This window comes from Pseudomonas zanjanensis, assembly GCF_014268745.2.
Lineage (GTDB): Bacteria > Pseudomonadota > Gammaproteobacteria > Pseudomonadales > Pseudomonadaceae > Aquipseudomonas > Aquipseudomonas zanjanensis.
Genome location: NZ_JABWRB020000013.1, coordinates 14,761 through 28,872, shown reverse-complemented (window position 1 = coordinate 28,872; position 14,112 = coordinate 14,761). Strand labels below are relative to the sequence as shown.

General features: G+C 65.1%; 9 protein-coding genes. All 9 read right to left on the bottom strand.

Going from position 1 to position 14,112, the window contains the following annotated elements; all coding sequences use genetic code 11:
* Positions 1–161: 161 nt before the first annotated feature.
* The 9 genes from tagQ to HU715_RS27100 all read right to left on the bottom strand — a co-directional run bounded on the left by tagQ (position 162) and on the right by HU715_RS27100 (position 14,108).
* A complete protein-coding gene (tagQ, locus tag HU715_RS27140; RefSeq protein ID WP_186710235.1) occupies positions 162–1,103 on the bottom strand; it encodes a type VI secretion system-associated lipoprotein TagQ in 942 nt (313 codons plus the stop codon).
* A gap of 85 nt (positions 1,104–1,188) precedes the next feature.
* Positions 1,189–2,916 carry a formylglycine-generating enzyme family protein gene (locus HU715_RS27135; RefSeq protein ID WP_189656370.1) on the bottom strand — a complete coding sequence of 576 codons (1,728 nt, stop codon included), beginning with the start codon at positions 2,914–2,916 and terminating at the stop codon, positions 1,189–1,191.
* Positions 2,909–4,105: an ABC transporter permease gene (locus HU715_RS27130; protein ID WP_186710240.1), complete on the bottom strand. Its 1,197-nt coding sequence runs from the start codon at positions 4,103–4,105 to the stop codon at positions 2,909–2,911. The genes HU715_RS27135 and HU715_RS27130 overlap by 8 nt, the downstream gene beginning before the upstream one ends.
* On the bottom strand, positions 4,105–4,821 hold the full coding sequence (locus HU715_RS27125; RefSeq protein ID WP_186710283.1) for an ABC transporter ATP-binding protein: 717 nt from the start codon (positions 4,819–4,821) through the stop codon (positions 4,105–4,107). Before HU715_RS27125 ends, HU715_RS27130 begins: the two co-directional genes overlap by 1 nt.
* On the bottom strand, positions 4,821–7,922 hold the full coding sequence (locus HU715_RS27120; RefSeq protein WP_186710242.1) for a serine/threonine-protein kinase: 3,102 nt from the start codon (positions 7,920–7,922) through the stop codon (positions 4,821–4,823). The genes HU715_RS27125 and HU715_RS27120 overlap by 1 nt, the downstream gene beginning before the upstream one ends.
* Entirely contained in the window at positions 7,919–8,650 is a 732-nt protein-coding gene (locus HU715_RS27115; RefSeq protein ID WP_186710243.1) for a PP2C family protein-serine/threonine phosphatase, read from the bottom strand. The genes HU715_RS27120 and HU715_RS27115 overlap by 4 nt, the downstream gene beginning before the upstream one ends.
* Complete coding sequence (gene tagF / locus HU715_RS27110) at positions 8,651–9,304, bottom strand: type VI secretion system-associated protein TagF (RefSeq protein WP_186710244.1); 654 nt, start codon at positions 9,302–9,304, stop codon at positions 8,651–8,653.
* Positions 9,301–12,801, bottom strand: coding sequence for a type VI secretion system membrane subunit TssM (gene tssM / locus HU715_RS27105; protein WP_186710247.1), 3,501 nt, complete (start codon positions 12,799–12,801; stop codon positions 9,301–9,303). The genes tagF and tssM overlap by 4 nt, the downstream gene beginning before the upstream one ends.
* Positions 12,798–14,108, bottom strand: a complete 1,311-nt coding sequence (locus tag HU715_RS27100; RefSeq protein ID WP_186710249.1) for a DotU family type VI secretion system protein — start codon at positions 14,106–14,108, stop codon at positions 12,798–12,800. The genes tssM and HU715_RS27100 overlap by 4 nt, the downstream gene beginning before the upstream one ends.
* Between the last annotated feature and the right edge of the window lie 4 nt (positions 14,109–14,112).

Genomic DNA, 14,112 nt, shown 5'->3' with positions numbered 1-14,112 from the left:
ACGATCGCCCCAAAAACAACTGTGGGAGCGAGCTTGCTCGCGATGGCGGTGGGTCAGTCGACAAAGATGCCAACTGAACCGGCGCTATCGCGAGCAAGTTCGCTCCCACAGGTTTTAAAGCAGTGACCACTCCAGGGAAGTGATCAGCCACCCTCACTCAATCAAACATTCGGGCAAGGAACCGGTGCCCAGTCGCCCAGGTCCGGGTTTTTGCACATGCTGTTGACCTGAGTGGTGCCAGCGCTGGCGACCTGCTTGCTTTGATCCTGCTTGGCCTTGGCGTCCTGCAAGGTTTTCTCAGTGGCGACCGCTTCTTTAGGCACGGTTGGCAGTTCTTTCTTCTTCGCCGGCTGCACTTTCTTGATTTTGGTCTTGTTGGTGGTCTGCGCCACAACCTGCGTGGTATCGGCAGTGGCCACGGTCACCACGTCAGTACGCTGCACACCCACTTGCTGCAGGTCTTTCTCGTAGGCCTGGGTGTAGTTGTTCAGGTCTTCGGACGCTTTGCCGTTGACCGCGACGATCAGGTCGTTCGACTCTTTCAGGCCAGCGACGATTTCCGCCAGGCGCTTACGGCCCTCGGTGTCGTTGATGGTCTTGGCCTTGCGGTCGGCAACCAGTTTGCTGAACGCGTTCTGGTAGCACTGCTGCGAGGTCTTGGCGTAGGCGGTGCTACGGTCGATGTCCGAAGCGCTTTTGCTGACATCAGCCGCGTAGGAAGCGATGCGCATGTTGTCATCGGCGATCTGCTTCTGGCGCTCGGTGTAATAACCGGCGGCACCACCGGCCAAGGCGCCGCCCGCGGCACCGATGGCGGCGTTGCGACCACGATCTTCCTTGTCAGCGGTCAGGGCGCCCAGCAGCGCCCCGCCGACCGCGCCAACGGCCGCACCGGTGACAACCGACTTGGTCATGTTGCCTTCGGTGGCGCGCAAGTGCTGCACCGGCTCGTAGCAGTTCGGGTAGTACTCGACCTTGGTGCTCGACGCGACCTTGGACGTCGGCGACGTGGCGCAGCCGGTCAGTACGGTGCTGAAGCCGACAGCGACCATCAGCAAGTGACGCTTGGAAACCGAAGCCAAAGGTTTACGGGAGAAAAGCATAGTTGTGTTCTCTTTTAAGTGTTGACCAGCTCAGCACGGCGCTATCGCCGCCTGAGTCCCTTCCAAGCTCGCTGACAACGAACACTCAAGACCGCTGAGCGTTCGATGCGAGCAATTCCTTCAATATCGCCGCCGGGTCGGCTCGTTTTTGCTGACGATAATCCCCGACATGACGAACGAATAACGTTGCACGCGCCACCAGGCTCTTGCCCAGTACCGGCTTGCGCTCCAACTCTTCCTTGATGCGTTGAAACTGCGCCTGGATCACGGCATCGGTGTAGCGCGTGCCGGTGGCCAGGTTGTCGATGTAGATCGCCACCGCGCCATCCAGCGCGCTGCGGCCGTTGTCGATGGCCGTGGCGAACAGCGTGGCGCTGGCCTCGTCCTTGGCGTCCAAGGCGGCTTGCCGACTGTTCTGCAGATTGGTCAGGCGAATGTTGTAGTTGTTGACGGTCTCGGCCACCAGGGCCGAGGACTGGATCAGGTTGCCCGCTGCTTCCTCGCGCTGCTGGGCGATGAGCGAGACGTTGCGCTTGAGCTCTTCGTTGACCAGGCCCAGTTCGGCTTGCAGGCGCGGATCGACGCTGGCGGCGATGATGCTGTCCAGGCGCTTGGTCGGGTCGTCGGCGTCGTCGATGGCGTCGGTCAGCGACGCGAGCCGCCCCTCTTTCTGCCATTGGGCGAACAATTCCTTGTAGCGCGAACGCGGCGCCGACAACGCGCCGACGGCCACGCGAAAACCGGTGGTCTCGTTGCTTTGCTCAGTGCCATCTGCCGTGAACAACGGGTACTCGCGGCGCATGCCGGTGAATAGCGTGCCCTCGCCTTCCAGGTAGTTGCCGCCCTTGACCACGAAGCCGCCATAGGCGCCCTGGCGGCGACCGGCATGCACCAACTGGAAGGATTCCTGGACCATCTCGGCAGCGTTGCCCACCACATCGAACAAGCCGATGGGGTTCGGCAGCTTGGTGCCGATGGGCATCAGCCGCGCCGCCTGGCCAGTGCCGCCGGCGACCTGGTTGAACACCGCCCAATCGGCCAGGGGTCCGTCGCTTTCACTGCCTTCCAGGCGCCGAGGGAACAGCCGCCCTTCCAGGTCCTGACGACTCACAGCTTGGCCGCCACGGGCAGCGAATTCCCACTCGACTTCCGTTGGCAAGCGCACGAAACCCAGCCCGCCGTCTTCGGCGGAAGTACCGCGACCGCTGACCGGCAGCAGGTCCTTGTGGTATTTCATCAGCCAGGCGCTGTACACCGCCGAGAAGCGCTCGGCCTCGAATTTCGACAGTTTCACCTTGGGCAAACGCCCGGCCACGCCTTGGGGCAACTCGGCTTGCAAGGTTTCGCAGGCTGGCGCCGCTTCGCCGCTGGCAAGCGATTGGGCCTGGGCCATGACCTGGGCGTATTGCCGCGCCGTGACCTCGTACTTGCCAATGAAGTACAGCATCGGCTTGAGCGGCGTCTTGGCGTCGGTCTTGGGCATCAACGGCGTGATGGTCGTGTTCCAGTCCTTGGGCAGGTCCTTGAGGGTGAACTGGCCGTTGATGAAGTCGCGCCGGTAGCCGGAAATGAACGATTGCTGATAGCCCGCCTCGCCTTCGCTGAACGGGTAGCCGAGGCTGATCTCGCGGTCATCCAGGGTGCCCTGGGCGAGGATGTAGACGTAGCGGAACACCATCTGGCCTTCGCACGGCAGCGGCAGGCTGACGTCGTCGGGCAATGGCTTGGGGTTGTCCAGCTTGTCCGTGGCTTCATCAGCCCATGTCAGGCTGGCGAGGCTCAGCGCCACGGCGGCGCCCAATAACTTATACATCGCGAATTCCTTCACACGCCTGGATGCGCGCCACTCGCCAGCCACCGCACGCCGCCGCGACGGCGCTGACGCCGAGCACGGCCACCAGGGCCAAGGTGTAGTGACGCACCAACAGATGACTGGCGTATTCGCCGGGCATCTGTGCAAATAAATAATTCAGGCCCGACTGCGCCAGGCCATACAGGCCGGCACTGAGCAGGGCCGCAAACGTGGCGCTGTAGAGCGCCTGCAACACCACGAACAGCAACAGCGCCGCGGTGGAAACCCCCAACAGGCGCAACACCGACAATTCCCGACGCTTACGCTCGACCGCCGCCAAGGCACCGGCAAAGATCGCCGCGAACGCGCCGGCCAAGGCCAACCCGGCGATGATCCAGAACACGATCGACAGGTTGCGGCTCAACGATTGCACTTGTGCGATGGTCTGGGCCTGGGTCGATACCAACAGGTTCTGCCCGGCGAAATACTGCCGCAGCGGCTCGACATCGCCGAGGCTGCGAGCATACAAGCGAAACGCCGGATACACGCGCTGCCCGGCCTCGCCCACCGCATCGCCCGGCCAGCCGAACGCAGGCACGGCACGGCCGTCGCGGTAATCCTCGGCCGCCTCCAGCAACGCCAGCGGCGCGAACAGGCCGTCCCGGGCGAAGGCTTCCAGCGGCAGCACCTGCAGCACCTGCACGCGGGTGCGCTGGGCCTCGCTGCGACCGGCCACCTGCCGGCCGAAACTGGCCTGCAGCCAATCACCCGCCTTGGCCCCGAGTTTTTCAGCGGCGGTCTGGCTGAGCACCACTTGATCCAAGCCTTGGGGCACCGGCAAGTGATCGAACAACGGATCGTTGGCGGCGGTGGGAATCATCTCGACCGTGACAGCCGACGCCTCGCTGCTCAAATCCGCCGTGGCGGCGATCTGCCGGGTGCGCGGCAAGGCAAAGGCCACATCACCGCGCTGGCTCAATTGGTCGATGAATTCGGCACCGAAGCGACCGCCGCCCAAGGGGATGATTTCCCGGGTGGCCGGGTCGTTCTGCAAGCGCTCGGTCAGGCTGCTGACCAGGCCGAACTTCAAGCCGAACAACACCAGCAACGGCGCCACCACGGCCACCAAAGCCAGCACCGAGCAGGCCGACAGCCAAGCATCGTTGCGGTAATCCTGCCAGGCCAGGGAAGCCACCAGCGCGCCGCGCATCAGCAGGCCTCCCCGAGTGTGGCGGTGACACCGCCGTCGGCATCGCGACGGCAACTGATGCGCCGTACCTGCAAGCCGCTGGCCCGGGCCAGCGCTTCGTCGTGAGTGGCAACTACGCAGCAGACGCCGTGTTCGCGGGCCTGGGCCACCAGCAACTGCATGACGCGCTCGGCGTTCAGCGGGTCGAGGGCGGCGGTCGGCTCATCGGCCAGCAACAGGCGTGGGCCGTGGGCCAACGCCCGGGCACAACTGACCCGCTGGCGTTGGCCGACGGATAAGTCCGCCGGTTTCTTGTCCAGTTGATCGGCAATGTCCAACTGCCCAGCCAGGCGCGTCACGCTAGCGTCATCCTTCAAGCCCAGCAATTTGCGCGACAACGCGATGTTGCCACGCACATCCAAAAAACCCAGCAGGCCGCCGGTTTGCAGAACATAACCCAGGTAACGGCTGCGCAGCTCGGCCAAGGTGCCCTGTTGCGACGCACGCCACAATTTGGCGATGTCCAGCGGCGTGTCGGCGGGCGTGAAATCGAACTGCCCGGCCTGATCCGGCGCCAACACCAGCGCCAACATATCCAACAAGGTGCTCTTGCCACAGCCGCTGGGGCCGACCACCGCCAGTTGTTCACCGCCGCGCAAATGCAGCCGTGGAATCACCAGGCTGTAGCGCTGGCTGCCGGCGCCCCGGCTTTTGTGCACGGCGTTCAGGGTCAGCATCACGGCAGCGTCGACAACGGAACGCGGTACAAGGCGTCGCCCGGCTCGGCGTCGCCGAAGCGCACCCAGTTGGCGAGGTCGTTGTGGAAGGTTTCGTAGAGGCGGATTTTCGAATCCAGCTCGTCGATGAAATCTTCCTGCTCGGCCACGCTCAAGGACAGCCACAGGTCCTGGGTCATGTTCAGCGACTTGCTGCGGTACGGCAGCCCTTCCAGGTACTCGCCAAGAATCCCGCCATCGGCGAGGTTGCCACCCTTGCGCAGGGCCGACGGGTCGCGGCTCATGTAGGCACTGGCGCTGGCGATTTCCTGGAAGAAATCCTTGGGCGAGCTCTGGGTCTTGCGGGCCGCGTCGACGATCAGCTTCAGCGACTGTTGCAGGTCGTTGAGTTGCAGCTTGGTCAGCATCACGCAGACCTGGAACGCCGGCAGCGCCGGGTTGGTCAGGTCGCGGTCGGCGGTCCAGGCGCTGACCAGTTGCGGCGCCTGGCTGGCGGATTTGCGTCCCAAAAAGTCCATGTGCATCGCGTAGCCGACCGCGGCCGATTTGTCGGCCAGGCTCGGCGCGGCGCTGAGCAGCGGCACGCTTTGCGGCTTGTTGCTGCGCACCTGGTGCACCAGGTCGGCGAACACCGAGCCGATCTCGTCGACCCGTTCGCCGAATTTGCGCACATCCGCGCCGGGCACCGGAATGTACAGGTCGCCGATCTGCGGGTTGGCGTCGGCGGTCAGGGTCCGGTATTGGCTCTGGGCGCCGGCATGGGTTTTCTTGCCGGCGTCGCTGAGCAGGTGCAGGGCGTAGATCTTGATCTGCTTGCCCAGCGCCGCCTGGCGCACTTCGGCCTCGTTCATTTGCGTGGCGGCAAACGGGTCGTTCTTGCGCAGGGCGCCGGCGTCGGTGACCAACAGGATCAAGCGCCCGCCGTAACCGGACCAGTCCATGCCCTCGACGGCTTCCATGACCCCGGCGAACGCATCTTCGTTGAACGAATGGCTCGACACCGTGGAGGCCTTGACCTGCCGCGCCAGCTCCATGAAGCGTTGCGGGTCGCGGCCCTGTTCGAGGGTGATCAAGGTCTTGGCGACGTATTCCAGGCCCGGGGTTTTCTGGATGCTACTGCGGAAACCCACCATGCCGAAACTGACACTGTCCAACTCGCCGCGCTCGGCGATGCGGGTTTGCAGTTGATGGACCACATCGCGCACCTGGTCGATGTAGGGCTGCATCGACACGGTGGTGTCCACCACCAGCACTACGGCGGTGCGGAATGCATCGGCGTTGGCAGTGGTGATCGGCGTGTTGTTGTTCGAAGCCCTGGGCGTGTTGCCCGGATCGATGGACGCCACATTCAGCAACTGCACCGGCTGGCCGTTCTCATCGAGGCTCTCGCGGGAATCGAAGATCGGCAACAGATAGAACTGGCTCTGCGGCACGGCGCTGGCGGCCGGTTCCAGGGCCAGCACTTGTTGATCTTCCTGGGGGCTCTGCTGGGCCTTGAGCAGCACGTTCTTGGCCGCCGAAGGGTTAGCCAGGAGCTTTTCCACCTCGCCGGGCTGACGCAGGAACATCACCGGCGCACGGCCGGAACGTTCAGTGAACTTGAGCACCAGGCTCTGCTTCCAGTCGCTGACCTGGGCGGCGGGCAACCAGCCGTCGCTACGCCCGTCAGTGGCCGCGCCGACGCGCACCCAGGCGCTGCCATCCACGTCCTTGCGCTGGTACACATACAACACCGAAAACGCTGGCAGCGCCTTGCCCGGTGCGGCGCCCGGCGCCTCGGCGAGTTTCGCCCCCGGCTTGCTGAGCACGCGCTGGAACAGGGTTTTCTTGCCGGCCATCAAGAGCGGACGCTGGCCGCCATCGGCCTCGGTCGCCACGGGGGGCTGAGCCGCAGGGACAACGGGCGGTTTGACCGCTGGCACTTCCGGGGCCTTCGGCGGCTTCACTTCCGGTGGCTTGACCGAGGTATTCGTGGCCACGGGCGTCTTCACGTCCTTGCCATCGTCACCGGCCAACCACCAATAACCCGCGCCACCCAACGCCAGCGCCACGGCGACCGCAACGGCGGCCAGGGCGAACACCGGCCCCTTGCGCTGCTCCGACACCGAGGATTGAACCGTCGGTTTTATCGGCGGCGGAACGGGTTTGGACTGCGGTTGTGACGGCGGTGGGGAATAAGCCGGGCCGCTCGGAATATCGATGGACATGGGCGTCAGGCCCGCCAAGTCATCCACCGCAGGCGGCGTGGCCGGCAGTTCAAACGACAACGGCCGGATCAGCGTCGCTTCCGCCGATGCCTCAGGCAGGTTATCCAACGCCCGCAGCAACGCCGCCGCGTCCGGGAAACGCTCCGCCGGGTCCTTCGCCAGCAACTTGCGCAACACGTCCTGATAACGGCCGTGATGCACCGGTAACTCCGGCAACGGCTCGGTCAGGTGCGCCAGGGCCGTGGAGAGTGCGTCGTTGCCGGTGTACGGCAGTTTGCCGACGAGGATTTCGTAGAGCACCACGCCCAGGGCATACAGGTCGGCGCGGCCGTCGATGTCTTGCCCACGGGCCTGTTCCGGGCTCATGTAGCTGGGCGTACCCACAGCAAAGCCAGCCTGGGTGAACTGGGTGCGGTCGTCGAGGGACTTGGCGATGCCGAAGTCCGAGAGCACCGCCGTGCCATCGGCGCGGAACAGGATGTTGGCCGGCTTGACGTCACGGTGGACCAGGCCCAAACCGTGGGCATAACCCAATGCCGAAGCGATCTGGCGAATGTAGGTCAGGCCCTGCTCCGGCGTCAGGCCCGCGGCGATGCGTTCCTTGAGCGTGCCGTTGGGCAGGTATTCCATCGCCATGTAATACAGCTCACCGACGTTGCCGATGTCATGGATGGTGACGGTGTGCGGATGCGACAAGCGCGCCAGGGTCTTGCCTTCGCGCAGGAAACGCTCGCAGAAAGTCGGGTCGGCGGCCAGGGCGGCGGCCATGACTTTCAACGCCACCTTGCGCTCCAGCGAACGCTGGGTCGCCAGGTACACGCTGGCCATCGCACCTTCGCCGATCGGCCCTTCGATGTCGTAGCCGGGGATGACAATGTTCAAGGTCAAGCTCATGACGGCACCTTCACGACCACCACGGTGATGTTGTCCGGCGCGCCGCGCATCAGGCCCAGGGACACCAGGCTGCTGGCGATTTCGCCGGGCTCGTCGTGGCTCAACACTTCACGGATTTCATCGTCCTCGACGGTCTTGGTCAGCCCGTCGCTGCACAACAAGTAGCTGTCGCCAGGCACCAGCAGCAGTTCGGTCAGCGCCACGTTCAGTTGCGCCTCGACGCCGATGGCCCGGGTGACGATGTTGGCCCGTGGATGCACGCGCGCCTCGGCTTCGCTGAGCAGGCCGCTGTCCTGCAAGTCCTGGACATAGCTGTGGTCCCGGGAGATGCCTTCGAGCACGCCGTCGCGCAGGCGATACAAACGGCTGTCACCGGCCCACAGGCACATGCCACGCAAGTCGCGGACGGCCAGCACCACCACGGTGCTGCCCATCATCGTCACGCCACGGTTGGCGGTTTCTTCACGCACGGCGGCGTTGACCCGCAGCAGGTCGCTTTGCAGCGCCGCGACGTATTCGTCCAGCGAACGCCCCACGGCAATGCCGCGCAGGCTGTCGACGATCAGGCTGCTGACGTAGTCGCCCGCCGCGTGCCCGCCCATGCCGTCGGCCACGACCCAGAGGCCGTTTTCCGGCAGGTCCAGGCAGGCGTCTTCATTGACCTGGCGGACCATCCCGACATGGCTCTTGCTTGCAGACTTGATTGCTTTTCCGGCACTTGGACGCATCTACACAACACCTTCTTGGCCGAGCAAAAATTGCGCAAAATCAGCCGCCGCCGGCAATCCCTGGCAGCGCATCAAACCCGGGGCAATGCGCTCCGATCCCTGGCCCCACCACAGGCTCACACCTTCACAGGCCGCCTCGGCCAGGGCGCTCATGCGCCGCTGCGGGTCGCTGGCATCGAAGCGATGCAGGCTGGCGAAACGGCTGCTCGGCGTGCGCGGCAGGTACATCGGGCTGCCGAGGGTTTCCAGTTGTTCGTTGAACGCCTCGAAACTGGCCTCGACGCTCAACGTACTCAACAACAGGTTTTCGACCCGCTCGAACCACTCGTCCGCGCCGCCCACCACCGAGGCCGGGTCCGCGTCAGGCTCCAGCAGCACGGCAATGGTCAGCGGAAAATAACGACCGACCCGATCGATGCTCGGCATCACCACCCCAACAGCGGCGTCCGGGCCACACACCCCCGGCGCGACCATGAAGCGCCACAGCGGGCTGACCAGATAGGCGTCCAGCCAGCGCTCGCCGAGGCTGGTCTGGCTGGCGAGCAAACCCGCCGCCAGCCACGAATCCCACGGGCCGATAAAACTCTGGGGCAAGCCACGGCTGACGAAATCGCCGCGGCTGGCCAACTTTCCATAGAAGCCCGGTGTACTCATAGCCGCTCCGGCAGGCTGAAGCCGCTGAGCACCCGGCTCTTGAACGGGTTGAAGGCGCTGTTGGCCCGCAGCTCATAAGAGGCGCTGGCGCCGTCGACCCGCAGCCGCAGGTTGAAGCGGTCCGGCGAGTTGCCGGCGGTCAGGTCCGATTGCTCCAACAGTCGGAACCAGGCCCATGGCCCATCCAGGGTGATGCCGGAGCGACCGTTGGACGACGGCGGCATGATCGAGATCCGCACCACGCCGATGCTGCCCGGGTTCGGCCACTGCATGGCGGTCGGGCGGCTCGGGCCGTGGTCGTAGCTCAGTTGTTGGCCGTCGAGGTCGAGCAGGAACTGGGTGATGGTCGAGTCCATCGCCACCGGCTTGAGTTCGAAACGCACCATCGGCTGCGTGCCGCCGGAACGGAAGAACGCATCGCGGATGGTCGCCGCGCGCTGGAAGGTCTGCAGCACGCCAGGGGCGATGCCGAGCTTCTGCGCCGCGCCCGGCTGCCAGCGCCAGGTCGGGGTCGAGGTGTCGACGTAGGGTTGCAGGTACTTGCGGAAATAGTTGTCCATCACCCCGCCGACGCCGAAGAACTGGCCGAAGTCATCCAGGGTCGCGTCCCGCGCGCTGCCTGGCGACATCGGATAGCGCCCGGCCAGGGACTGGCGATAGATGTTCACCACTTCGCTGGTCCAGGCGGCGTTCAGTTGGTTGCGCACCCCGCCCATCATGCTGTTGGTGGTGGAGTTGACCACCGACTTGACCAGGCCCTGCACCAGCGGCGGCTGGCGTTCGGCGTTGAGGCTGACGCGGGTGGCGGCGGCCGAGGCCTGGTTCTTGGCTTCGCCGAGCAAGGCGTCGCCGCTGGCACCGACCATGGCGCTGACCTGCACGTACAGGGCGTTCATGTCCGCCAGCAGGCCGTCGATGACCGCCGGCTCGCCTTCGCTTTTGCTGACGATGCTGTTGAGCTCGGCGAAGTGCGCGGTGATCGGGTCATCGCTTTGCGCCGGTGCGTTTTGCGTCGCCTGCTCCTGGCCGAGCAAGCTGCCCAGGCGTTCCTTGAGTTTGTCCACACCGCCTTCTACCGGCGCACCTTGGGCGGCCAGCAGGCGCTCATCCTGTTGCAGGTCGGTTTCCTTCGCCACCGCCACCAGCAGTTTTTTCAACGGCGAGGTCGGGCCGGAAATCACCCGCAGCACATCGGCGGCCTGGGCCACGCTGGTGATCGGCACGAAGTCGATGTCGGCCAGCAAGGCGTCCCATTGGCGCAGATAATCCTGGAAGTACAGGCGACGCACGTCGGCGGCCAGGCTGGCGACGTTCTGCTGGTCGGCCTCTTCGTGGCCCAGCACCCATTGCTCTTCGGCCAGGGTGCCGGTCTGGCTCAGGCTGCTGAGCAAGAAACCCTGGCGGTAGCCCTTGACGGTGAAGAACCCGCTCAAGGGTTCGCCCAATGGCTTGCCGCTCTTGCGGCTGAACACCAGCGCTGCGTCACGCCCGGCGGCTTCGTTGATGCGGAAGTCCGGGATGCCTTCGGGCAGTTTCTGCCGCTTGATCCGATCATAGACCCGCTGGGCCACCGGCAATTGCTGCAACTGACGGCGCAGGTCTTCGACCAGGCGTGGGTCGAGGCGCGCGAGGGGCGGACGCCGTTCGAACAGCGCCTGCAAATGCCCGGTCAGGGCCTGGCGCTGCTCGGCCGGCAAATCCCGTGGCAGGCTGCGATCCCAATCCAGGGCGATCCAGGCCTTGATGAAATCGGCATCGTAATGCTCGGTGTCGGCGAGCATCAGGTAGGCCTTCAAGCCTTCGTAGAGGAAATCCGAATTGCCGCCGCTGTGCAGTTGCTCTTCGATGCGCGTCAGCAAGCGTGGCGCGAACACCGCGATCAGCAGCTTGCGATAGACACTGCCGGACTCGGCTTCGAGCATGTCGCCCTGGTACAGGCCCAGGCCTTCGGCCCAGCTCGGTGCGTCGTCAGCCAGGTGTTTCACGGCGTTGAGCAACGGCAACACGGCGAGGACGTCGCGTTGCGCCGGGCTGAGGTTCTGCACGGTTTGTCCCAACGGCGCGACCTTCTGGTCGACCTGGGCGATGTAGGCCTGGTTGGCGCGGTAGCTGACCCACCACAACGTGCTGACCACCAACACCAACACCACCGTGGAAGCCAGCACACCGCGGGCGATCCACTTGCGTCGCCGCTCGACTTTCGGATCGACGCCCACCAGCCCACGCTCGGCGAAGGCCACGGCGGTGAAGAGTTTTTCGATGAAGTAGCTGCGCCCGGTGCCGGTCTGGCGCGCCAGGTGCTGGCGGTCCAGGTTCATGCTTTGGGCCATGGAGCCGATCAGGCGATCGATCGGGCTGCCTTCCTGGGTGCCGCTGGTGAAATACACACCGCGCAGCAACACCCGCTCTTCGAAGGCGTTGGGTTTGAACACGCCTTCGAGGAAGCTTTGCAGGCAATCCTTCAAGGCGCCGAACTGCTGCGGGAAGCCGTAGATCAGGTCACGCCGCGCCGGGTCACGCTCTTGTTGCAGGCGCTCCACCAGGCGGTCGTTGAGGCGCTGCTCAAGGCCGGTGAATTCGCTTTGCAGGTGCGCCAGCGGGCTGTCGTTGCTCTTGCCATCGTCCAGGGCGAAGGTCATGCCCCAGACCTGGGCGCGCTCTTCCTTGCTCAGGGTGTCGAAATACTCCATGAACCCCGGCACGAGGTCGAGCTTGGTGAGCATCAGGTAGATTGGGAAGCGCACGCCCAGTTGGGTGTACAACTCCTGGATCCGCAAGCGAATCGCCGCGGCGTGGGCGGCGCGCTCGGCGTCGCTGCCCAGCAGCAGGTCGGACAGGCTGATGGCGATGAACGCCCCGTCAATCGGACGTCGGGCCCGTTGTTTTTTCAGCAGGCCGAGGAAGCCCAGCCACGCGGCCTTGTCGATGGTCGCGTCGCTGTCCTGGGTGGTGTAGCGGCCGGCGGTGTCGAGCAGGACCGCCTGGTCGGTGAACCACCAATCGCAATTGCGCGTACCGCCGACACCGCGCACCGCACCGGCGCCCAATTGCGCGGCCAGCGGGAAATGCAGCCCGGAGTTGACCAGGGCGGTGGTCTTGCCCGAACCCGGCGGGCCGATGATCACGTACCACGGCAGCTCGTAGAGGTTACGGCGCTCGTCGCCGCCCAGCTTGGCTTTCTTGAGCAGGGCCAAGGCTTCGTCCATGCGCTGGCGCAGGGTTTCGAGTTCTTCGGCGGTGGCGATGCTGGTCGGGTCCGGCGGGGTTTGCGCGGCCAGGCTGCGCATCACTTCGGCGGCCTGACGGCGGGCCTGGATGATGCGGAACACCCGATAGGCGATCCACACCGCGAACACCAGAATGATCAAGGCCCAGCGCCGGCCTTCGGGCACCAGCCAATCGAGCAGTGGGCCGACGAACCAGATGATCAGGCTCAGGGCGATCAGCCCCAGCAATGGGATGACCCAGCGGGTCATAAAACTGAAAAACGCCTTCACTCGACCCCCTCCGCCAATACTGTGATTTCAACCCGACGATTGCGCGCACGCCCCTCTGTGGTGGCGTTGGACGCCAGCGGCTCGGTGTCGCTGCGGCCCTCGGCGCTGAAGCGCTCGGGCTGGCCGGTCTTGGCCGAGAGAATTTGCAGCACCGATTGCGCCCGCGCTTCGGACAACGCCCAGTTGGACGGGAACCGGAGGGTGGCGATCGGCCGATTGTCGCTGTGGCCGGTGACCAGGACCTGGCCCTTGACCTTGCGCACCGCATCGGCGATGCGCAGCATCAATGGCTGGAAATCGTCCTTGATGCTGGCGCTGCCCGAGGCGAACAGTTCATCGCCACGGATGGTCACCACCGAGCGGTCGACGGCATCTTCCACCGCAATGCGGTTGGCGCGGATTTCGTCGGCGAGGAAGCCGGCCAGGCGTGGGCGCTCGATCACTTTCGGCTGCACCACGGGACGGTCGATGGTCTGCACCGGGATCTCACCGAGGAAATGAATGTTCTTGAACACCGGCTCGGCATCGGAGGCCAGTTTCATGCGCAGGCCGAACAGCAGGGCCAACAGCAGGGCCACGCCAATGGCCACGGCGATCCACGGCGGCATGAATTGCGCCAGCCGATCACGGGCCACGGTGACCCCACGCCAGTGCGGCGACAGCTCGCGCTCATAGTCGCCCCGGGCGCTGCGGATCACCGCGCTGGTGCGCTCACGCAACGCTTCCAGTTGGCTGCGACCGTCGTTCATTACCCGGTAGCGCCCTTCGAAACCGAGGCACATGCACAGGTACAAAAGCTCCAGCAGATACAGGCGCTCGCGGGGGCTTTGCAGGCAATGCTCCAGCAACTGGAACACCTTCTCGCCGCCCCAGGCTTCGTTGTGCACGGTGATCAGCAGGCTTTGCTTGCCCCAGTCGCTGGTGCCGCCCCATGGGGTGCTCAACACCGCTTCGTCCAAGGCGGTGCACAAGGCGTAGCGGGCCAGCAACACATCGTTGCGCACCACGCCGGCGGCCTCGGCGCGCTCTTCGAATTGGCGCAGGTAGGCCAGCAGTTGCGCACGCAAACTGGCCGGTGCCGGGTGGGCGATGGTGTTGCGCAGGCGCGTCAGCAAGGCCAGCAACGGGCCGGCGGCGCTTTCCAGCGGGTTGAGGCCTTCGGCCTTACCGGTCAGGACCGGCGCGGCCGGCATCGACAGCGGCGCGGACGCCGGCGCAGGCTGGGGCCGGCCAGGGTCCGGGCGAAAGGGATCGGCGCCACGGCCACCGGGCGTCGGCATGAACTGGGTACGATCGTCGTTGCTCATCGCG

Coding starts and splice junctions, on each gene's coding strand:
- tagQ (WP_186710235.1), bottom strand. CDS start 1,103: ATGCTTTTCTCCCGTAAACCTTTGGCTTCGGTTTCCAAGCGTCACTTG.
- HU715_RS27135 (WP_189656370.1), bottom strand. CDS start 2,916: ATGTATAAGTTATTGGGCGCCGCCGTGGCGCTGAGCCTCGCCAGCCTG.
- HU715_RS27130 (WP_186710240.1), bottom strand. CDS start 4,105: ATGCGCGGCGCGCTGGTGGCTTCCCTGGCCTGGCAGGATTACCGCAAC.
- HU715_RS27125 (WP_186710283.1), bottom strand. CDS start 4,821: ATGCTGACCCTGAACGCCGTGCACAAAAGCCGGGGCGCCGGCAGCCAG.
- HU715_RS27120 (WP_186710242.1), bottom strand. CDS start 7,922: ATGAGCTTGACCTTGAACATTGTCATCCCCGGCTACGACATCGAAGGG.
- HU715_RS27115 (WP_186710243.1), bottom strand. CDS start 8,650: ATGCGTCCAAGTGCCGGAAAAGCAATCAAGTCTGCAAGCAAGAGCCAT.
- tagF (WP_186710244.1), bottom strand. CDS start 9,304: ATGAGTACACCGGGCTTCTATGGAAAGTTGGCCAGCCGCGGCGATTTC.
- HU715_RS27100 (WP_186710249.1), bottom strand. CDS start 14,108: ATGAGCAACGACGATCGTACCCAGTTCATGCCGACGCCCGGTGGCCGT.